At 66.6% G+C, this 19,748-nt stretch carries 17 protein-coding genes; 7 read left to right on the top strand and 10 right to left on the bottom strand.

Annotated elements, in window-relative coordinates; genetic code table 11:
- Window positions 1-134 precede the first annotated feature (134 nt).
- Window positions 135-761 carry a winged helix-turn-helix domain-containing protein gene (locus GSE44_RS21580; RefSeq protein WP_268893682.1) on the top strand — a complete coding sequence of 209 codons (627 nt, stop codon included), beginning with the start codon at window positions 135-137 and terminating at the stop codon, window positions 759-761.
- 354 nt (window positions 762-1,115) lie between these two features.
- On the opposite strand, the gene solA is transcribed toward GSE44_RS21580, so the two are convergent.
- Both solA and GSE44_RS21570 read right to left on the bottom strand, forming a co-directional pair.
- Entirely contained in the window at window positions 1,116-2,294 is a 1,179-nt protein-coding gene (gene solA, locus GSE44_RS21575) for an N-methyl-L-tryptophan oxidase (RefSeq protein WP_159350909.1), read from the bottom strand.
- A gap of 117 nt (window positions 2,295-2,411) precedes the next feature.
- Window positions 2,412-3,173, bottom strand: a complete 762-nt coding sequence (locus tag GSE44_RS21570; RefSeq protein WP_159350905.1) for an MBL fold metallo-hydrolase — start codon at window positions 3,171-3,173, stop codon at window positions 2,412-2,414.
- Window positions 3,174-3,956: 783 nt separating this feature from the next.
- Here GSE44_RS21570 and GSE44_RS21565 point away from each other — a divergent pair.
- From GSE44_RS21565 to GSE44_RS21550, 4 genes are all read left to right on the top strand, one after another.
- Window positions 3,957-4,997, top strand: a complete 1,041-nt coding sequence (locus GSE44_RS21565) for an Ldh family oxidoreductase (protein ID WP_159350904.1) — start codon at window positions 3,957-3,959, stop codon at window positions 4,995-4,997.
- Window positions 4,998-5,062: 65 nt separating this feature from the next.
- On the top strand, window positions 5,063-6,055 hold the full coding sequence (locus GSE44_RS21560; RefSeq protein WP_159350903.1) for a Bug family tripartite tricarboxylate transporter substrate binding protein: 993 nt from the start codon (window positions 5,063-5,065) through the stop codon (window positions 6,053-6,055).
- The gene (locus GSE44_RS21555; protein ID WP_235925043.1) at window positions 6,048-6,905 is read left to right on the top strand and encodes an NAD-dependent epimerase/dehydratase family protein; all 858 of its coding nucleotides are present in this window, start codon (window positions 6,048-6,050) and stop codon (window positions 6,903-6,905) included. Before GSE44_RS21560 ends, GSE44_RS21555 begins: the two co-directional genes overlap by 8 nt.
- A 180-nt stretch (window positions 6,906-7,085) precedes the next feature.
- A complete protein-coding gene (locus GSE44_RS21550) occupies window positions 7,086-8,048 on the top strand; it encodes a Bug family tripartite tricarboxylate transporter substrate binding protein (protein WP_159350902.1) in 963 nt (320 codons plus the stop codon).
- A gap of 119 nt (window positions 8,049-8,167) precedes the next feature.
- On the opposite strand, the gene GSE44_RS21545 is transcribed toward GSE44_RS21550, so the two are convergent.
- The 4 genes from GSE44_RS21545 to GSE44_RS21530 form a co-directional block, all read right to left on the bottom strand.
- Window positions 8,168-9,148, bottom strand: coding sequence for a Bug family tripartite tricarboxylate transporter substrate binding protein (locus tag GSE44_RS21545; protein WP_159350901.1), 981 nt, complete (start codon window positions 9,146-9,148; stop codon window positions 8,168-8,170).
- An 11-nt stretch (window positions 9,149-9,159) separates the two neighbouring features.
- Entirely contained in the window at window positions 9,160-10,158 is a 999-nt protein-coding gene (locus GSE44_RS21540) for a Bug family tripartite tricarboxylate transporter substrate binding protein (protein ID WP_159350900.1), read from the bottom strand.
- Window positions 10,159-10,226: 68 nt separating this feature from the next.
- On the bottom strand, window positions 10,227-11,030 hold the full coding sequence (locus tag GSE44_RS21535; protein ID WP_201306174.1) for a class II aldolase/adducin family protein: 804 nt from the start codon (window positions 11,028-11,030) through the stop codon (window positions 10,227-10,229).
- A 43-nt stretch (window positions 11,031-11,073) separates the two neighbouring features.
- Complete coding sequence (locus tag GSE44_RS21530) at window positions 11,074-12,084, bottom strand: LysR family transcriptional regulator (protein ID WP_159350898.1); 1,011 nt, start codon at window positions 12,082-12,084, stop codon at window positions 11,074-11,076.
- Window positions 12,085-12,206: 122 nt separating this feature from the next.
- Between GSE44_RS21530 and GSE44_RS21525 the strand changes: the two genes are divergently transcribed.
- A complete protein-coding gene (locus tag GSE44_RS21525; protein WP_159350897.1) occupies window positions 12,207-13,094 on the top strand; it encodes an amidohydrolase family protein in 888 nt (295 codons plus the stop codon).
- A gap of 50 nt (window positions 13,095-13,144) precedes the next feature.
- Window positions 13,145-14,332, top strand: coding sequence for an amidohydrolase (locus tag GSE44_RS21520; protein ID WP_159350896.1), 1,188 nt, complete (start codon window positions 13,145-13,147; stop codon window positions 14,330-14,332).
- A gap of 120 nt (window positions 14,333-14,452) precedes the next feature.
- Here the strand turns inward: GSE44_RS21520 and GSE44_RS21515 are convergent, their stop codons facing one another.
- Genes GSE44_RS21515 through GSE44_RS21500 form a run of 4 tightly spaced genes read right to left on the bottom strand, consistent with a single transcriptional unit; the run spans window position 14,453 to window position 19,720 of the window.
- A complete protein-coding gene (locus GSE44_RS21515; RefSeq protein ID WP_159350895.1) occupies window positions 14,453-15,382 on the bottom strand; it encodes a beta-keto acid cleavage family enzyme in 930 nt (309 codons plus the stop codon).
- Complete coding sequence (locus tag GSE44_RS21510; RefSeq protein WP_201306173.1) at window positions 15,382-16,377, bottom strand: 3-hydroxyacyl-CoA dehydrogenase; 996 nt, start codon at window positions 16,375-16,377, stop codon at window positions 15,382-15,384. The genes GSE44_RS21515 and GSE44_RS21510 overlap by 1 nt, the downstream gene beginning before the upstream one ends.
- The gene (locus GSE44_RS21505) at window positions 16,311-18,839 is read right to left on the bottom strand and encodes a branched-chain amino acid ABC transporter ATP-binding protein/permease (RefSeq protein ID WP_201306172.1); all 2,529 of its coding nucleotides are present in this window, start codon (window positions 18,837-18,839) and stop codon (window positions 16,311-16,313) included. The genes GSE44_RS21510 and GSE44_RS21505 overlap by 67 nt, the downstream gene beginning before the upstream one ends.
- Window positions 18,840-18,844: 5 nt before the next feature.
- The gene (locus GSE44_RS21500) at window positions 18,845-19,720 is read right to left on the bottom strand and encodes a branched-chain amino acid ABC transporter permease (RefSeq protein WP_159350893.1); all 876 of its coding nucleotides are present in this window, start codon (window positions 19,718-19,720) and stop codon (window positions 18,845-18,847) included.
- Between the last annotated feature and the right edge of the window lie 28 nt (window positions 19,721-19,748).

The following is a 19,748-nucleotide window of genomic DNA, read 5'->3' as shown; positions in this document are numbered from 1 at the left end:
GCGCTCCTCCTCCGTCAGCACTACCGCTGCCGCTTTCGGGCCACATGACATGGGCGCCTCCCATCAGAGACGCCCGACCTTACACCCCGCCCAGCATGTCAGAACACTTCTAACTCAAACCACTAGGCCCTGCCCTGACAGCCTCCGGCTACGATCCCATGCGCGCGGAGAATGCCGTGGAGGGTCTGCGTTTGGCTGCCTCGCATTCTCCTGCGGCCATCCTCCTCGATCTCGGCTTGCCGGATATGGACGGCCAGCGGGTCATCCCACGGCTGCGTGCCTTCACCGCCAGCCCGATCATCGTGCTCTCGGCGCGTGACCGGGAGGATGGGAAGGTCGCCGCCCTCGATGCAGGGGCCGATGACTACGTCGAAAAGCCCTTCGCCTTGGGCGAGTTGCTGGCGCGGCTGCGGGCCGCCCTGCGTCGGGCGGCCGCGGCGGAAGGGCGCAGCTCCACTGAGGCGGTGGTCCGGACCGGTCCGCTCGAGATTGACCTCGCCAGACGGGTTGCGAGGCTGGATGGCTCGGCTCTCCGCCTGACGCCGCGGGAGTGGAACCTGCTGGCGGCGCTCGCCCGCGGGGGGACCGGCCGGGTGGTGACGCAGCGCCAGCTGCTCTCGGCCGTCTGGGGCCCTGGTCACGCCGAGGATGCGCAGTACCTGCGCGTGTATGTCGGGCACCTGCGGCAGAAGCTCGGTGAGGCCGCGGCGCTCATCCACACGGAGCCGGGCGTCGGCTACCGCCTCGGAAGTGCCGAGTGAGAACCGACCCCATATTGGAATCTCAGAGTCTGCCCGGCAACCCACATTGAGCCTTCACGTCTGCCTCGCCGGAGGTTCGGCCTAGACGAACCCATGCGAGCGATGATGGAGCGGGAGGAGGCGATCGCAATGAAGGCACCGGGTCGTTGCTACGTCGGGCTGATGGCCTGAGATGCCTCGGGAGACGGATTTGGACAGCCGAACTCCGTTCCGGCCGAGCGGTTCCCCGGTCGTGCTCGACACGCTTTTCTCGTCCGGGTAGCGCGCCGTCGTTCCAGATGCCCGGTTACGCGCGTGTGTCGGCGCAGGATGCCTCCAGGCTTGAGCCAATCTAAATGAGCTCCGACACGCGAGTCAGGCGGCTGTTCCCACACTGAACCGGTCGAACCGGAAGGGTCGAAGGTTGAGCGTGCTGCGGCCGTCGCAGGTCAGCTCCGCCACAGCCTCGCCAATAGCCGCGGAATGCTTGAACCCGTGTCCCGAGCAGGCTGACACGACGATGATCCGTTCGCTGTCCAAATGATGGTCGATCACAAAGTCAGAGTCCGGCGTAACCGTATACATGCAGGCGGCGGCTCGCGCCGGGCCCGCCGATACGCCCTTCAGACGCCCGGCCACATGCTCCTCGAACATGGCCCGGCTATCCTCCGGCTCCACCTTGCGCTCCAGTCGGTCAGGATCGCATTCATCCACGTATTGCTCGCTGGCGACCTTCACCACGCCAGAGCCACTCAGTGCCGGGAAACCGTAGAAATAGTCTTCCGAGGTGGCTCCATGCATCCAGATGTAGGCGGGGAAAACAGAGGGTGCGAAACGCGACTCATCCACAACGGGAAACCAGTGCAGCAATTGCCGACGGGGCACGAGCCTAGGTCGGAACGGGCCACCGAGCAACCTTCCGCTCCATGCCCCTGCGGAGACGACGACACGATCTGCCGTCACCGGCCCGTCACTCGTCTCCAGCAGCACGCCACTTGTTCCCGGCGTCAACGCCTTCACCTCGCATCCTGTCCGGATCCGGGCGCCGAGTTCCGCCGCGCGGCTTAGCTGCGCTGCGACACAGGCCTCTGGGCGGACAAACCCACCGCCCGGCTCGAAGTAGCCCTCCTCGTTACCCTTCAGCCCAAAGCTGGAGAAGCGCGCGCCGATCTGCGCGGAATCGAGCACCTCGTGCCGAATGCCGTTGCGGCGTGCCACTGCGATTGTCCGGTTGAGGAAGTTGGTCTTCCCATGGTGCCCGGTTTCTACCCCGCGCGGCGCCATCATCAACAGTCCGCAGGTTTCCAGCAGCGGCTGTCCTGTCTCAGCCTCCAACTCGCGCCAGATTTCGTGCGACCGCTGGACCAAGGGCACGTAGCAATCGCCCTCCCCCACTGCGCAGCGCGTGATGCGCGTCTCCCCATGGGTTGATCCCATGGCGTGCGGCGGCGCGTAACGGTCGATCCCAAGCGCTGCCACGCCCCGCCGGGCAAGCTGGTAGAGGGTGGCTGAGCCCATGGCTCCTAGCCCCAACACCGCGACATCCGTGCGCATTGGCGTCATCCGTATCACATCCCTTGGGCTTGGCTCAGACAGCGCCGTTACCCTTGGCGCGATGCATTGCGTTCTGTTCAGATCGCGGCTTTGCCCTTATTCGCGATCCCCGTCTTCTTAGGTGCGTGCCCGTTCCGTGAGGTCGAAATGCGTGACCTCCTCCAGGGAGCCGCCAAACCAGGCATAGATCGAACAGGCACGCTCACCCTGCGCGACCATCTCGCCCGCCCCGTCCAGTATGAGAGCCAGGTCGTGGCCCGGCAGCAGCACCGTACCCGGAACCTCGCGCCAGATGGCATTCAGCCGCGCGATGGATGCCGCATGTGCCGTCGCATCCAGCGTCATATCCGCGCGGCCTGTCACCAGCTCGGAACGGTTCTTCGCAAGATCGGCGGAAAAGATCGTCCGTGGCTCTCCCTCCAGCACGAAGACGAGGTGGTGCATCGTGTGCCCGGGCCCCGTGAAGCAGGAAATCCCCGGAAGCCCTGTCTCGCCATCCTCCAGCCGGTGCAGGTGCGGATGCCGCGCCAACTCGCGCACCGTAAATTCCGGATAGAGCGGATCGCCATCGGGCAGGCTCAGCGCCATGTCCAACTCAGCCGCGCCGACATGGATGGTGGCACGGGGAAACATTGGCCAGTTGATGCAATGGTCGTAGTGCAGATGTGTCAGCAGCAGGTCTGTGATGTCCTCCGGAGCCACGCCCAGCGCCGCGAGCCGCTTCAGGAGCAGGCGCCGGGCGCCGAAGCCGGCAGTGTCCAGCAGGGCCAGGCGGCCGCCGGGCCCGCGCGCGAGCGCGACGGTGCTCCAACCCAGCCCGCCATGGAATTCGGACTTTCCGGGATAGCCCTGCAGCACCGTTTCGACCTCCCAGGACATCGTCTCGCTTTTCCTTCTTCCTCATAGGTGCCACGGACTTGGTGAGCGATTTGCCCTGGGCCCCGTATCGCCCGTCGCCGGGAGTCGGGCAGGGTGCACCACTGCGAGCAACTGTCCAACATGCTGGACCTACGTCAACAGCCGCATCCTCACCGCATGTCCGGCCAGGCGCCGCCGTCAATCGGCGGCGGGAAGCGCCGGGCACCGCGGGGCGGCGGTCAATCCGGCACTCCCGGAGCATCAGCGATGCCAACCAGTCCGAAAGACCACCGCGTATCTTATCATCCCGTCAGAGCGGCCTTGCAGGAGATCCGGCAGCTCTTTTCCGAGGCGGTCGGCTGCGCTCTTGCTCTCCCGGTGCCGTGCTGGCTCCGGCCACCGGAGCGGCATGAGCCGCCTCTCCTCCATGCGCTCAGCGACACCCGCGAGCAGCCCCAGCTTGCCGCCAAGCCGGGAGCGCGAGGTCCCAAGCGCCCCACCAGCACCTCCTCGCCGAACGCGCAACCCGGTGCCGCTCTGCTGGCCCGGAGATGCTTCATGCCGGAGGTGGCGGAGGTGCTGGCATTCGAGCCCTGCGACCAGGCTCAGCTTGAGGCTGACAGCCCCGTCCGGTATGGGCGGTGCCTTCGCTCTGTACGTGGTTGCGGGCGGCCCGCTCCCTGGCAAACCTCTGTACGAAGATGTGTTGCGGGAGATTGAGTGGCCCGCCCAGGACCTGTAGGCGCTGGACCCGGGCATGGAATCGGCGCAGTTGCCCAGAAGCGACAGACCGGTGGGGGAACGATGAGCGAAGCGATCATACCGGAGCCGAGGCTCCTCGACCTGGCGACCCGCGCCCTCGCGGCTGGCGGCATGCGCCTGAATGAGGCGGGGCAGGTCGCGCGCATTCTCGTACTGGCGGACCTTTTTGGCGTGCGCACCCATGGCATCAGCCGCGTTCCGCAGTATCTGAACCGCGTAAAGGTCGGGGGCATCGATGCCCAGGCCGATGTATCCATTCTACGCCTTGCGGCTGGCGTCGCTACGGTGGACGGACGAAACGGCATCGGTCCGCTGGTCGGCATGCGCGCGCTGGAGGCAGCGATGGACGGGGCACGCGCGGCCGGCATCGGCGCCGCCTTCGCGCGCGGCAGCAATCATTTCGGCCCGATCATGCCCTATGCCCTGCTGGCGGCGCAGCAGGGCTTCGCCTCGATCATCGCCAGCAACGCGACCACCACCATTGCCCCCTGGGGCGGCAAGGACACGCGCGTCGGCAACAACCCGATCGGCATCGGCGTGCCCAATCCGGGCGGCGATCCCGTGATCCTGGATATGGCGCTGAGCGTCGCCGCGCGGGCCAAGATCCGCGCGCTCGCCGAGCGCGGCGAGCCGCTGCCGGAGGGCTGGGCCGCGGATGCGGAAGGCCGGCCCACCACCGACGCCAGGGCAGCCCTTGCCGGCTTCCTGCTGCCAGTCGGCGGCCACAAGGGCTATGGGCTGGCCGTCATGGTGGACATGCTGGCGGGCCTTCTTTCCGGCGCCTCCTACCTCACCCATGTGCAGGCCTGGGACAAGAACCCGGGCGCCGCGCAGGATCTGGGCCATGTTTTCATCCTGATCGACACATCGAAGCTGGGCAGTGCGGACTGGCTGCGAGAGCGTATGGCGGATTTCGCTGCCATCCTGCACGACACCCCCGCCGCCGATCCGGGCGCGCCCGTGATGCTGCCGGGCGAGCGCGAGATGGCATCCTATGCGCGCAGCCAGCGTGAAGGCGTGCGCGTCGCGGCAGCCGACCTGCAGAAGCTCGAGGAACTGGCCGGCACCGCCAAGACGAGCTGAAGCGTTCCGGCTGCACGCTGCATCGCGGCCATAAAAAACGAAGCAACAACGGGAAAATTTAAGAGATGACGCTTTCTTACCCCATAACGCGCCGCGGCCTCGCCGCCGGCGCCGCCCTGGCCCTGGCCCGCCCTGCCCTGGCGCAGGGCGATTACCCCAGCCGGCCGATCCGCATCATCGCACCCTATGCCGCCGGCGGCGGGCAGGACATCACCGCCCGCCTCCTGGCTGATCCGCTGCGCCTGGCGCTCGGCCAGCCTGTTGTCGTCGAGAACCGCACGGGGGCGAGCGGCATGATCGGCGCCCAGGCTGTCGCGACCGCAGCGCCCGATGGCTACACCTTCCTCCTCGGCGGTGCCGGCGAGACGGCGGTGAACCACCATCTTTACCGGGAGAAGATGAGCTACGATCCGATGCGGGACCTGAAGCCGGTCTCACTGGTGGTGAAGGTGCCGAATATTCTGATGGGCAGCATGACCGCGCCCTTCAGGACGGTCGCGGAGCTGGTGGAATACGCCCGCGCCAACCCGGGCAAGCTCAGCTACTCCTCCTCCGGCATCGGCAACCCGCAGCACCTGGCCGGCGAGCTCTTCAACAGCATGGCCGGTATCCAGACGGTGCATGTGCCCTATCGCGGCTCCGGACCGGCGGTCACCGACATCGCCGCGGGCCGCGTCCAGTTCGGCTATAACAGCCTCGCCTCCGGCCTGTCGCTGATCCGTGACGGCCGCATCCGCGCCGTCGCCGTCACCTCGCGCGAGCGCCTGCCGCAGATGCCGGACGTGCCCTCCGTCTCGGAATATCCGCCGCTGGCCAATTACGAGCTGATAAACTGGTTCGGCCTCTTCGCCCCAGGCGGAACACCAGATCCCATTGCGCAGCGCGTCTATGAAGCCATTGCGACGGCGCTGCGGGAGCCGGAACTACGCGGAAAGTTCGAGACCCAGGGCCTGCTGCCGCAGCCCATGAGTCCCGCCGAGTACCGCGGCTTCGTCACGGGCGAGTCCGAGAAGTTCGGCCGCATCGTCCGCGACGCCAATGTCACTGTCGATGGCTGAGGCGAGGATGGTGGACGCGGCGGCCACGCCGGCATGGCGGCGCATCCTGCTCACCGGCGCGGCAGGCGAGATCGGACAGGTGCTGCGCCCTGCCCTCCGTGGAGCGGCAGGGCGGCTCCGCTTACTCGACCGCCAGCCCATGGCGCCTGCGGCCGAGGATGAGGAGCTGATGGAAGGAGACCTCTCCGATCCCAGCGTCACGGAGACCGCAACACGTGATGTGGATTGCGTCATCCATCTCGCAGGCATCCCGCGCGAGACCGGCGGCACGCCCGAGGAGATCCTGCAGACCAATGTCGTGGCCTGCCACAGCCTGTTCGAAGCCGCGCGGCGCAACGGCACGCGGCGCCTGATCTTCGCCAGCAGCAACCATGTCATCGGCTTCTACCGTGCCCACCGCCCGGTGGGCACGGAGGAGCCCGTGCGTCCCGATGGCTATTACGGCGTGAGCAAGGTCTTCGGCGAAGCGCTTGGCCGCCTCTATGCCGACAAATACGGGCTCGACGTTGCCTGCCTGCGCATTGGCGCCTTCCGCTCCCGCCCCCGCAATGCGCGCGAGCTGGGCGCCTGGATCAGCCATCGCGACATGGCCCATCTCGCCCGCCGCTGTGTCGAAGCGCCGCCCTTCGGCTTCCAGATTCTATACGGCGTTTCCGCCAACCGCCGCGCCCTCTGGGGCGGCGATGCGGCCGCGCGGGCGATCATCGGCTATGCGCCGCAGGATGACGCGGAAGCCTATGCCGTCGAGGTCGAAGGCGTGGCGCCGCCGGGCGGCAGGATTGGCGCTCTGTTCCATGGCGGCTCCGTCTGCGCCCTGGGCTTCCAGGGCGATCCGGGCCGCGTCGTGTGAAATCTGGTAGCGGGAGACGTCGCAGGCCGAGAGGAGCAAGGGCTGTCGGATATGCCTGGTTCCAGTCAGGGTCATAGACGAGGTGAATGAGGGGCGTCCTTCTTTCAATTGGCTCCTCTAGTCGCACTCCCGCAGCATCCAGTTCCACAGCCGGGTCGCCAGAGCCGGCGGGAGGAACGAATGCGACGCAGAATCCTCGGCTTGGCAGCGTTTGGCCTTTCGACTCCGTCCCTTGCCCGGGCGCAGGAAGTCTGGCCCGTTCGCACCGTCCGGCTGATCGTGCCGCAGGCGCCCGGCAGCCCCATCGAAATTCCCACCCGTATCATCGCCGACCATCTGACGCGCAGCATGGGTGCGAACTTCATCGTCGAGAGCCGCCCCGGCGCGGGCGGCGGCATTGGCTCGCAGTACGTGGCGCAGCAGCCGCCGGATGGCGCCACCTTCCTCGCCACCTCCGCTGGCATCTCCATTATCCCGACCCTCCAGCCCGCACTTGGCTTCGACCCGATCCGGGATCTCGATCCGGTCTGCCTGATGTGTGATGTGCCATCCGGCCTGCTGGTTCGGCGCGAATCCCCCTTCTCATCCCTGCCGCAACTGCTGGCCCATGCGAAGTCGCGTCCTGGGGATCTGACCTACGCATCGGGTGGCGTCGGCTCCGCCAATCACTTGGCAGGCGCGCTCTTCAGCGCCATGGCCGGAGTGGAGATGACGCATGTTCCCTATCGCGGCGTCAGCCAAGCTGTCACTGCTGTCTATTCGGGCGACATCGCCCTGATCTTCGGCTCCACGCTCGAACTTCTGCAGCATGTTCGCCAGAACCGGGCGCGCATCCTTGGGGTCACCATGCCCGCGCGGGTGCCGGCCCTGCCCGATGTGCCCGCCATCGCCGAATACGTGCCGGGCTACGCCGCGCCGAACTGGTTCTGCCTGATGGCACCCAAGGGCTTGCCGCCGCCACTGATGGCGCGGCTGACCACGGCCCTCGCCCAGATCCGCAGCGCACCCGAATTGCAGGCGCGCATGGCCGAGGGCGCCGCCACCGCGCGGCTGGACGGACCCGCCCCTCTGGCGGAGCGCATTGCGGAGGAAGTGCCCAAGTGGCGCAACCTCGTGGTGCAAGCCGGGATCCGTCCTGAGTGAAACATCCAGGAGGAACAGTCATGCAGGCCAGGTGGATGATCGGAACACCCGGCTTCCACGCGCGGTTGCGGGAAGCCCAGCGCATGTTCTTCCGCGCGTAAAAAGGGCGGACCGCGCCGTCATTCGATGGTGATGCTCGCCTCCTTCACCAGCCGTCCCATAGCCTCCCGCCGCTCCGTCACGAAAGCTGCGAAGCTGTCGGGATCGGTGCCCAGCGTCACGGCTCCGATCGCCGCGAAACGCTCCCGCACCACGGGCGCAGCCAGAGCGTGGCGCACCCCGGCATGCAAGCGCTCCACGATGCGCCGCGGCGTGCCTGGTGGAGCGAACATGCCATTCCATTCATCCACCACCACTCCAGGCAAGCCCGCCTCGGCCATGGTCGGCACGTCCGGCAGCGAAGTGACGCGCCGGTCCGAAGCCACCGTCAGGGCACGCAGGCGCCCATCAAGGATGAGCTGCGTTGCCGAATTCACGGTCGCCATGGCGAAGAGAACATTTCCCGCCAGCACATCCTGCATGGCCGCCGATCCGCCGCGATAGGGCACATGCGCCAAATCCAGGCCCGCCCGGCGGAGAAACAGCACGCTCGCCAGATGCGACCCGGTGGCGTTCCCCGAGGAACCGTAGGAGAGTTGCCCCTGGCGCGCCTTCGAATAGGCGATGAACTGGGCCATGTCCTTCGCAGGCACCCGCGGATTGATGATCATCACCTGCGGCAGCATGGTGATCTGCGTCACCGGCACGAAGGCCGCGTAGTCGAAGGCGAGCCCGCGCAGCACATGCGGGTTCACCACATGGCCCAGCGCATCCACCAGCACCGTATGGCCGTCCGGTGCGGAGCGCGCGACTTCGGCCGCACCAATGGACCCGCCGGCCCCGCCGCGGTTCTCCACCAGGATGGGCTGGCCCATGAACTCGCCCATCGCAGGGCCGATTACCCGCGCCGTGGTGTCCGTGCCGCCCCCCGGCGCATAGGGGGAGACGATCCGCACCGGCTGGCTTGGAAAGCTCCGCTCCTGGGCGCGGGCCCTGCTGGTTGCAAGAACGGCGCCTGCAACCGCGAGCAGGGCGCGGCGGCCAGGAGAAGCATGCATCATGGTTTCCGACTTCATTCCGGTTTCAGGCCGGCGATCTCGATCGCCCGGCGTGCTTTCATTACTTCGCCTTCCAGGAATCTGGCCACACCAGCTGTGGTCAACTCCGGCCCCTTCGGCGGATCCGCGCCAAAGGAGGCGAGGCGGGCCAGCACCTCTGGATCGGCCGCAGCCTCTGCGATGGCTGCCTGAAGGCTCTTCAGCACCGGCTCTGGCGTGCCTGCTGGCGCGAAGAGCCCGACGAAGGAGGCCGCCAGAAAGTCCTTTAGCCCCTGCTCGATGAAGGTTGCTACCTCTGGCACCTGCGGGGAGCGCTGCGGCGCGGCCAGGCCGAGAATGCGCCCGCGCCCGTCCCTGTGCAGGTCCAGCACGCTCGGCAGCTCGATCAAGATGCCGTCAACACTGCCCGAAACAAAATCCGGCAGGGTCGAACCACCGCCGCGATAGGGCACGTGCACGAGGTTAGCGCCCGTCGCAGCCTTGAACAGTTCCAGCGGCAGATGGTTAGCGCCGCCTACGCCGGAGGTTCCGATCGTCACGCCGTTTGGGCGCATCCTGGAATAGGTGACGAGCTCCGTCAGGTCCCGCACCGGGACGCCTGGCTTCACGATAATCACCATCGGCACCTGCCCGAGCAGCGCCACGGGCACGAGATCCTTCATCGGGTCGTATCGGAGCGCTGGCATCAGCAGCGGCCCGTTCACGATGGAGCCGGGGCTGCCGATCAGCAGCGTATAGCCATCCGGCCGGGAACGGACCACCGCCTCGGTCCCGATTGCGCCGGTCGCGCCGCTGCGGTTCTCCACCACGATGGGCTGGCCGAGCCGCCCGGTGATCCGCGCCGCGAAAAGCCGCGCGGTGACATCGCTGTTCCCGCCGGCGGCAAAGGGAACGATGAAGCGGATCGGCCGTTCCGGCCAGCCGCCCGCCGGAACGGCCTGCGCCCATGTCTGTGCCGGAAGCACCGCCGCAAGCGCGAGCAGGCCGCGCCGGCCCATCCTGGATCGGTCCATGCCCATCCCTCCTCCTTCGCGGCGCCCGCTCTCGCGGCGGGCTCTGCCGAATTCAATGCCTGTAGCCCCTAAACCGAGTAGGGCGGGAAACCCGATCCCTTCTGCTGCGCCTCAAGCAGCCGCAGCATGGCGTGCCACTCCAGCACGCCATAAGGTCGCCGCGCGCCGGGCTGGTAGAGATGCGCCGTGCGCTCGAGGACCTCGTCGGAAGGGAGCGTCAACTCGGTTCGCGCCGCCATGGCATCCACCTGCGCGCGGCAGGACATCTCGAGTTGGTAGAGCGTGTTGAAGGCCTGCTGGAGCGTCGCGCCACAGGTCAGCAGCCCGTGGTTCCGCATGATCATCGCATCATGCGGGCCGAGGTCGCTCACGATGCGTTCCCGCTCCGAAAGGTCGATCGCAGGTCCTTCATAGTCGTGGTATCCGATATGGCCGACGAAGCGGATGGCCGTCTGGTTCAGCGGCAGCAGCCCGCATTTCATCGCCGCCACCGCCATGCCGGCGCGCGTATGGGTATGGATCACCGCCGCCACATCCGGCCGCGCCTTGTGGATCGCTCCATGGATCACGTAGCCGGACTTGTTGATCCCGTAATCGGTATTCGGCTTCCAGATGATGTTTCCTTCGACATCAATCTTCGCGAGGCTGGTGGCCGTAATCTCCTTGTAGAGCAGCCCATAGAGGTTGATCAGCAGGTGATCCGTGCCCGGGATGCGCAGGGTGATGTGGTTGTAGATCATGTCGGTCATGCCGTAGGCATCGACCAGCCTGTAGCAGGCTGCGAGGTCCAGCCTCGCCTGCCACTCTTCGGCACTCACCTGGTCCCGGATCGAGGGCCAATCAGTGCCGTAGTATGGTGCCACATTGTCCATCGCGGTCATCCTCCCCGGCGGCCGGAGCGATGCCACGCCGCATTCATGCGCCGCGCAGCCTGGCCTCCGGTCCAGACCGATTCCTTCCAGGGGCGGACCCAGCGCGTCCAATACCAAGCTTTGGGCGATCCATTGACGGCGCCAATGGCGGCGCAGCGTGGATCCCGATCCCCTCCTCCACCAGCGTGCCGCGCAGATGGGCGACGAAGCGCTGCAGCAGCGTCGAATCCGGCGTGCCGCGCGGCCGCACCAGCACTGTCTCGAAAGCGATCGGCGGGTCCAGCGGACGCGCGACGAGATCCGGAAAGGGCATGGTCCGCAGCATCAGCGGCTCGACCAGCGCCACGCCGCAACCATGCTGCGCCAGCATGATCCCCGTCAGCGAGACACTGATTTGCGCGACGATTGGCGGCGCGATCCCCGCATGGGACAGAGCCTTGTCCACATAGCTGCGGAACAGGTTCTGCGGCAGGTAGGTGATCAGCGGTAGCGTCGCCAGGGCGCCGACGGGAACGGAGGCCTGACGGGCCAACGGGTGATCACACCGCATCACGCATTCGAGCGAGGCGCAGACCAGCAACTCGGTCTCCACCTCGCTGTTCACCACCGGCTCATGCACCACGCCCAACTCCACCTCCCGGCTGGCAACGCGATCCACCACCTGCGGGGAGGTCAGCGACTGCAGCGCCACTCGCGTTCGCGGCCGGTCGGCCAGGAAGGTCGCCACCGCCTTGGCCAGGTATCCATTGGCGATGGGAAAGGCGGCGGCGACGGAAAGCGTGCCAAGTCGCCCGCCCGCCAGGTCCTGGGCCAGCCGCTCCACCGCAGCGAGGCGGCTGAAAACGGCCTCGATGTCCGGCAGAAGCGCCTGCGCCTCGGGCGTCGGCTGCAACCGTCCGCCGACGCGGTTGAATAGCCGGAAGCGAAGCTGCGTCTCGCAATGCTTCAACACGGTGCTGACCGAGGGCTGGGTAACGTTCAGCAGCCGCGCCGCGCCCGTCACCGAGCCGGTGCGCATGATGGCGTGGAACACCTCGAACTGCCGCAGATTCATTCGCCGTCCGTTTCACATCCCTGATCGCGACCATAAACCGCGTCGATGGAAGGTGCCAGGAATCCTGCTGGACGACGGGTGCGACCCCGGCGAGCCTCGGCCTCCAACCGGAAGCAAGGCCCATGTCATCTCCCCCTTCACGACCGCCCGGTGCCTGCGACTGCCACACGCATGTCTTTGGTCCGCCCGGGCGCTTTCCCTTCTCTCCCGACCGCAGCTATACGCCCGGCGTCGCGACGCCGGACGAGTTGCTCGCGATGCAGCAATCCCTTGCGCTCGATCGCGTGGTGCTGGTGCAGCCCAGCCCCTATGGCACCGACAACGCCTGCCTGCTCGACGGTCTGCGCCAGCTGGGGCCGGTCCGGGCAAGGGGCGTGGCGGTGATCAATGGCGCCACGGCCGATTCCACCCTGCGGGAACTGCACGAAGCCGGCGTCAGGGGTGTCCGGCTGAACCTCCACACGGCTGGGCGGAGCGATCCTTCATTTGCCCGTGCGCAGCTACGGGAAGCGGCGGAGCGGGTGGCACCGCTCGGCTGGCATGTGCAGACCTATACGGAGCTGTCGGTCATTGAGGCGCTCCATGACGAGATCCTGGCCCTGCCGACTGGATTGGTGGTGGACCACTTTGGACGTGCCCAGGGCCGACTTGGCCCCTCCCAGCCCGGCTTTGGCGCCCTTCTCTCCCTGCTGCGCGCCGGCGCCGCGCATGTGAAGCTCTCGGCAGCACATCGCATGTCGGAGGAAGCGGATTGCGCGGACATGGCGCCGCTGGCGCAGGCCCTGATCAAAGCCAATCCGGACCGCATCCTCTGGGGATCGGACTGGCCGCATTCGGGCCCGTCTGAGCATCTGCCCGCGAAGGGCGCCATCCACCCGTTCCACCCGGCGGATGACCGCCACGCTCTCGCCCGGCTGGCCGAGTGGGCGGGCGGCGGCGGCGATATGCTGCGGCGAATCCTCGTCACCAATCCCGCCCGCGTCTACGACTTTCCGCCTGAGGTGCCCTAGGAGGGCACCCTAGCCTGCCGCATGCTGTGGCTAGCACGGGAGCGAACCATATGCACGACCTTGTACTGACCGGCGCCCGGCTCGGCGACGGCCGGCAGAACGCATGGCTTTCGATCGCCAACGGCCGCATCGCGGCAATTGGCGATGACTCCCCGCCTGCCGCCAGGACACAGATCTCCCTTGAAGGCGACCTGGTCCTGCCTGCACTGACCGATGCGCATCTGCATCTCGATAAGACACTGTTCGGAACGCCGTGGCTTCCGCATGCGGCGGGCCCCACCCGGATGAGCCGCATCGAGACCGACGCAACCGTTCTTCCCTCCCTTCCCCGCAGCACCTGCGATCGCGCCGGTGCCCTGATCCGGCGCTGCGTTGCCCATGGCACCGGCCATCTTCGGACCCATGTCGACATCACGACCGCCTTCGGCCTGAAGGCCCTTGAAGGCGTGCTGGAGGCTAAGGCGGCGCATGCCGGTGCCTGCACCGTACAGACCGTGGCGTTCCCGCAGGCCGGGGTGATGCGCTCCCGCGGTGCCGTCGAACTGCTAGATGCGGCCATGCGGGCCGGAGCCGACCTGGTCGGCGGGATCGATCCCTGCGAAGTGGACCGCGATCCGAAAGGGCAGCTCGACGCGGTCTTCGCCATCGCCTCCAGGCATGGTGTTGGCATTGACATCCATCTCCATGAGCCGGGGGAGATGGGCCTCTTCAGCCTTCAGGAGATCTGCGCCCGCACCCGAGCCATTGGACTGCAAGGGCGCGTTGCAGTCAGCCACGGCTTCTGCCTGGGGGGCGTGGCCGAGAGCAAGCAAAAGTCCGCCGCCGAGATGATGGCAGAGGCAGGCGTTACCCTCGTCACGCATGGAGCAGGAGGATCGACCCTCCCGCCGATTGCCCTGCTTCGTGGGGAAGGCGTCTCCGTCATCTGCGGGAACGACGACATCCGTGACACCTGGAGCCCCTATGGCACTGCGGACATGCTCGAACGCGCAGCCGTCATCGGCTGGCGTGCGGACTTTCGGACGGATGAGACACTCGAGGCCCTGTTCGAAATGATCAGCATCGACGGCGCCCGGGCGCTGGGGATCGCCGAGCACGGGGTTGCGCCCGGCCTGCCGGCCAATCTTTTCACCCTGCCGGCGGAAGGCGTGCCGGAGGCAATCGGCCAGCACCCGCAGCGGCGGATGGTGATCTTCGGCGGGCGCATTGTGGCGCGGGACGGTATCTATCTCGGCTGATGGCTCCCCGGCGGACGTCCGCCGCACAGGCCAAATCGCTCACTCAAAAGGTACAGCAGCCGCTCTTTCCCGGGCGGGGCCGGGCCGGCGCCGTCATGCGGCGGCACCGGCCCTCCGGCGTCAGAAGGCGACCGTGTCGGCCCCCTTCAGCGCCAGGATCTCCCGCGCCTCATCGGGCGTTGCAACGGCAAGACCGAGCCCCTCGATGATCTGGCGGGCCGAGTGAACCTGCTCCGCATTGGTCTTCGCCAGCCGGCCAGGACCAGCCCAGAGGCTGTCCTCCAGCCCCACCCGTACATTGCCGCCCATTGCCGCGGCGATCGCCGCGATGTTGAGTTGGTTGCGGCCGGCACCAAGCACCGACCAGCGGTACTGGTCCCCGAACAGCCGGTCGGCCGTGCGCTTCATGTGCAGCACATCCTCGGGATGGTTGCCGATGCCGCCCTGCAGACCGAACACCGTCTGGATGAACAGCGGGGCTTGAATCAGGCCACGATCAAAGAAGTACTTCAGGTTGTAGAGATGTGCCGTGTCGTAGCACTCGAACTCGAAACGCGTGCCATTTCCCGCGCAGGTGTTCAGGATATACTCGATCTGGCCGAAGGTGTTGCGGAAGATGATATCCTTGTTGGCGAGATAGCTCCGTTCCCACTCGTGCTTGAGATCTTTGAACCGGTCAAGCATGCCGAACAAACCGAAGTTCATAGAGCCTAAATTCAGCGAAGCCACTTCAGGCTTGAAGGTCGCAGCTGGCCTCACCCGCTCCTCGATACTCATGGTGGGCGCGCCACCGGTAGTGATGTTCACCACGCACCCCGAGCGCTGCTTGATGATGGGCAGGAACTTCGCGAAAGCCTCCGGCGTCTGGTCCGGCTCGCCGTTCTCGGGGTTGCGCGCATGCAGATGCACGATGGCTGCACCCGCCTCCGCCGCGCCCACCGCCGCATCGGCGATCTCCTCGGGCGTGACGGGCAGGTAGGGCGACATGCTGGGCGTGTGGATCGCGCCCGTCACGGCGCAGGTGATGATGACCTTACGTTGGGTGGCCATTACTCCTCCGATTCCTCCTGAGACAGCTTGTGGACGCGCAGGGCGGCGAGGCGGCGGTTCCGCCAGCGCATCCTCGCCGGTAGATCGGCCGGTGCCGTCCACTGCGAAAGGATACTCTCCGTCGCTGCCTTCCCGTAGACCTCCGGTCCTGGCGGGTCTGCAGCGAGGCGCTTGTAGAAGCCGGCGTAGCGCTCGCAGTAATCCGCGATACCGCCGGGCGCGTTCAGCTCGATCGTCGCGAATGGCCCGAGAAAGGACCACCGCAGTCCCAGCCCGTCGGCGACGGTGCGGTCCAGATCCTGCGGCGAGACATAGCCTTCGGAAACCAGCCGGAACGCCTCGGCCAGCAGGGCGCCCTGCAGACGGTTGAGGATGAAGCCCTCGACTTCCTTCACCACCGTGATCGGGGCTTGGCCAATCGCCGCGTAGATTTCTCGCGCGCGGGCGATGGTCTCGGACGCCGTCCATTCGGCGCCCGAAAGCTCCACCAGGGGGATCAGGTGCGGTGGATTGACGGGGTGGCCAACGAGGCAGCGTGCCCGGCCTGGCAGGCCCTCGGTGAAGAGGGAGCAGCGTATGGCGGAGGATGAGGAGGCGAGAATGGCGCCCGCCGGTGCAGCCGCATCCATCTCGGCGAAGAGCGCCCGCTTCACGTCCAAGGTCTCGGGACCGTTCTCCTGCACGAAATCGGCCCCGTCGAGGCACTGCGCCAGTGATTCGGCCACGCCGATGCGCTCAGCGCTACCCGCGGGGTCCGCGCATAATCCTTGAGCCGCCAGATCACGCAAGCCATCCGCGCAGAGGCTCACCGCGGCCGCCGCAACCCCCGAAACCGGGTCCCAAAGCCGCACTTGCCAGCCCGCGCGAGCGAAGATCATGCCCCAGGATCGACCGATCAGGCCGGAACCGACAACGGCGACAATTGCATTCACAGCCACAGCACTCTCCGGCGAAGCTCCTCGTCCTCCCGCAGCAGGCGGGACGCCCCCGTCCATTGCACGATGCCGCGCTCCAGCGCGACCGTGCGGTCGGAGATTGACAGCGCAAGATCGAGGTGATGATCGACGATGATGATAGCGACCTCCTGCCGGAGCTTATCGAAGGTCTCGAACAACTCCTCCGTCACTGCGGGTGACAGCCCCTCGAAAGGCTCGTCAAGCAACAGCAGGCGCGTGTCGCCTGACAACGCACGGGCAACGGCCACCATCTGCTGCTCTCCGCCGGACAAACGATCGGCCGCGATCTTCCAGCGCTCGCGCAGGCGTGGAAAGAACGCCAGGATACGCTCCTCCTCCCAGTGCACCCCGGCGCCCGTCCGCCGCTTGAGGCGGCCTAGTCCGAGATTTTCCTCCACCGTCATCCCGGCGAAGAGGGCGCGCCCCTGCGGCACAAACCCTATTCCGAGGCGTGCCACCTGGTCTGGCGGCAAGCCGGCGATCTCGTTGCCGCCCAAGGCGATGCGTCCGGAGGCCGGGGGGACCGTACCGATCAGCGTCTTGAGCAGCGTGGACTTGCCCGCACCGTTTCGCCCGAGGAGGGCAACAATCTCCCCATGGCGCACCGTCAGGGTCACGTCGTTCAGGATGTGCGACTTGCCGTAGAAAGTGTTGACCTTCTCCATCACCAGAAGATCGCGGTCCGTAGCAGCGCTGGGACGGGGCCGTGCTGCCAGCGCCTCGGAGCCAGTTCCGAGATACACCGCCTGAACCCGCGCGTCGTCGCGCGCGTCCGCCACATTCCCGTCCACCAGCACCTCGCCATCGGCCATCACGGTGACGCGGTCCGCCATGCGGAAGACGCGGTCGATGTCATGCTCGACCAAAAGCACTGGGATCTCGGCCGAAAGCGCCTTGATCAGCTCGCCCACCCGCTCGCGCTCCGCCGCGGCCAAGCCGGCCAGTGGCTCATCCAGAAGCAGGATGCGTGGCCGTGTCGCCAGGGCCAGTCCCATATCGAGCAGCCTCTGACCGCCATAGGAGAGGCTCCCCGCCTCGGCCCGTTCCACCCCGGCCATGCCTGCCCAGCGAAGAAGCTCGGAGGTGTCTGCCTGAAGATCCGCGATCTTGCGCGCATCCCGCAGCACGCTGAAGGCAGACGGGTGCCGCGCCTGAACCGCCAGGCGAATGTTCTCCTCGACCGTGAGGCCCGGGAAGAGGTTGGTAATCTGGAAGGAGCGCCCCAGGCCTGAACGCGTGATCTCGTGCGGCTCAAGCCCGTCTACGCGGCGACCGTCCAGCAGTACCTGCCCGGCGTCGAGCGGGAACATTCCGGACAACAGGTTGAAGGCAGTGGTCTTACCCGCCCCGTTCGGGCCAATCAGGGCATGAAGCCGACGGTCCTCCACGGCGAAAGAGACATTCTTGACCGCCCGGACACGGCCGAACGACTTGCTCATTCCCGTCGCCACCAGGACCAGCCCCTCAACGCGCCCTTCGCGTACAAAACGCGGAGGAATGCGGCCGCTCTCACCAGCGCGCCGGGCTGCCATGGCAGCAGCCTCAGCGGGATCCTTCCGGCGGAGGGGCGTGAGGAGACGCGCGCCGAGGCCGACCAGACCATCAGGCGAGACAACGATGAAAGCCACAAAGAGCAGACCGAACACCAGGAGCCAGTCCGCCGTGTAGATTGACAGGAACTCCCGGAACAGAATGTAGAACAGCGCTCCCAGTGCCGGTCCCAGAAAGGAACGCATCCCGCCGATCACGACCATGGCAAGCAGTTCGCCGGAGAATGCGATGGAGATAGGATCTGCTGAGGCAAAGCGGTGGTTGAAGACACTCAGCACGCCCGCGAATCCCGTCAGTGTCGCCGAGACGACAAAGGCCAGCAGCTTGTATCGATTGGTGTCGTAACCGAGGAAGCCGGTCCGTCCCTCATTCTCACGGATCGCCACAAGCACAGTGCCAACGGGCGAGCGGTGGAACCGCCACAGCGCGAGCAGCAGCAGCAAGTAGGCCAGCACCGCAACCACGGCGTAATAGAGGCGCGGGTCCTGCAAGGACGGCCAGCGCTGCACGTTGCCCAGGCCATTCTCGCCGCCGGTCACCTCTGTCCAGCGATAGGCGATGGAGAAGAGCATCGCGGTAAAGGCGAGAGTCAGAAGGGAGAAGTAGACCCCGCGGCGACGGAGGATCAACATTCCCGCCACGAGAGAGAACACGCCGACGACCAGCACGGCGCCAAGAGCTGGCAAGACCATGCCGCCGGGAAGCAACTGCCGCTGCAGGATCGCGGCGGCATAGGCGCCGATGCCGAACCAAGCGCCGTGTCCGAAGGAGACCAGCCCGGTCCAGCCGACCAGGATGTTCAGGCCCATGACTGCCAAGGCGAACACCACCACATCCGTGGCCGTCGTCATCGTCAGGCCGAGAAGGTCGAGGACGAAGGGAAGAAGCACAAGTCCCGCTAAGCCGACGAGCAGCGGGCGCAACTCGCGCTGGCTTCTACCGGTGGGCATGCCGGTCATTCGAAGCGCTGGATGCGCTCGCCGAACAGGCCGCGCGGACGGAGGAGAAGAACGAGGACCATCAGGAAGTAGACTGCCGCCTCGGTTGCCGGCGGGAAGGCATAGGCGGCGAGGCCCCGCACGATACCGACGATAATGGCCGCCACCACCACGCCCCAGAAGGAGCCAAGCCCCCCAATCACCACGACCACGAAAGCGAAGGTCAGGATCTCGGCGCCCATTGTCGGCGTGACGCCGGTCACCGGTGCCATCATCGAGCCGGCCAATGCAGCGAGGGCCACCGCGATCATCACGACAGCCATCATGTAGGGCCGGAGCGAGATACCGAGTGCCGCGACCATGTCAGGGTTCTGCACGCCCGCTCGAACCACGCGGCCGAAGGCCGTACGCTTCAACAGCAACCATAGCCCGACGACGCAGAGCACGGCGACCGCGAGGATGATGAGGCGGTACTTCGAGTAGATGAAGTCGCCCACGAAGACCTGCCCGCGCAACCAGAGCGGGATGGAGAAGGGCACCGGCGCCGCACCAAACAGCATCCGCAGCGTTTGCTCCGCCACCATGGCGAGACCGAAAGTCAGGAGCAGGCTCAGGATCGGGTCTGCTCGATAGAAGCGGCGTAGCAGGAAGCGTTCGATCATCAATCCGAGCAACGCGACGGTCGCCGGAGCTGCGATCAGGGCGCCGCCGAATCCGATCGTGGGTGACAGCGCGACGGTAAGGTAGGCGCCGATGGCGTAAAAGGCGCCATGGGCGAGGTTCACGATCCCTCCGAGGCTGAAGATCAGCGACAGCCCCAGGGCGATCAACAGGTAGTTGGCTCCGACGAGCAGGCCATTGACGACCTGCTCCAGAATGAAGGCGAATTCCAATGCTTGGCCCCCTCACCACCTCTCCGTC

The organism is Muricoccus harenae (assembly GCF_009848505.1).
In the GTDB taxonomy this organism is placed as follows: domain Bacteria; phylum Pseudomonadota; class Alphaproteobacteria; order Acetobacterales; family Acetobacteraceae; genus Roseomonas; species Roseomonas harenae.
This window is presented reverse-complemented; position numbering and strand designations above follow the sequence as displayed.

Bases quoted from the DNA above. Each gene is read 5' to 3' on its own strand.
- solA (WP_159350909.1), bottom strand. From the start codon at position 2,294: ATGCGCACGGATGTCGCGGTGTTGGGGCTAGGAGCCATGGGCTCAGCC.
- GSE44_RS21570 (WP_159350905.1), bottom strand. From the start codon at position 3,173: ATGTCCTGGGAGGTCGAAACGGTGCTGCAGGGCTATCCCGGAAAGTCC.
- GSE44_RS21565 (WP_159350904.1), top strand. From the start codon at position 3,957: ATGAGCGAAGCGATCATACCGGAGCCGAGGCTCCTCGACCTGGCGACC.
- GSE44_RS21560 (WP_159350903.1), top strand. From the start codon at position 5,063: ATGACGCTTTCTTACCCCATAACGCGCCGCGGCCTCGCCGCCGGCGCC.
- GSE44_RS21555 (WP_235925043.1), top strand. From the start codon at position 6,048: ATGGCTGAGGCGAGGATGGTGGACGCGGCGGCCACGCCGGCATGGCGG.
- GSE44_RS21550 (WP_159350902.1), top strand. From the start codon at position 7,086: ATGCGACGCAGAATCCTCGGCTTGGCAGCGTTTGGCCTTTCGACTCCG.
- GSE44_RS21545 (WP_159350901.1), bottom strand. From the start codon at position 9,148: ATGATGCATGCTTCTCCTGGCCGCCGCGCCCTGCTCGCGGTTGCAGGC.
- GSE44_RS21540 (WP_159350900.1), bottom strand. From the start codon at position 10,158: ATGGACCGATCCAGGATGGGCCGGCGCGGCCTGCTCGCGCTTGCGGCG.
- GSE44_RS21535 (WP_201306174.1), bottom strand. From the start codon at position 11,030: ATGGACAATGTGGCACCATACTACGGCACTGATTGGCCCTCGATCCGG.
- GSE44_RS21530 (WP_159350898.1), bottom strand. From the start codon at position 12,084: ATGAATCTGCGGCAGTTCGAGGTGTTCCACGCCATCATGCGCACCGGC.
- GSE44_RS21525 (WP_159350897.1), top strand. From the start codon at position 12,207: ATGTCATCTCCCCCTTCACGACCGCCCGGTGCCTGCGACTGCCACACG.
- GSE44_RS21520 (WP_159350896.1), top strand. From the start codon at position 13,145: ATGCACGACCTTGTACTGACCGGCGCCCGGCTCGGCGACGGCCGGCAG.
- GSE44_RS21515 (WP_159350895.1), bottom strand. From the start codon at position 15,382: ATGGCCACCCAACGTAAGGTCATCATCACCTGCGCCGTGACGGGCGCG.
- GSE44_RS21510 (WP_201306173.1), bottom strand. From the start codon at position 16,377: ATGGACGGGGGCGTCCCGCCTGCTGCGGGAGGACGAGGAGCTTCGCCG.
- GSE44_RS21505 (WP_201306172.1), bottom strand. From the start codon at position 18,839: ATGCCCACCGGTAGAAGCCAGCGCGAGTTGCGCCCGCTGCTCGTCGGC.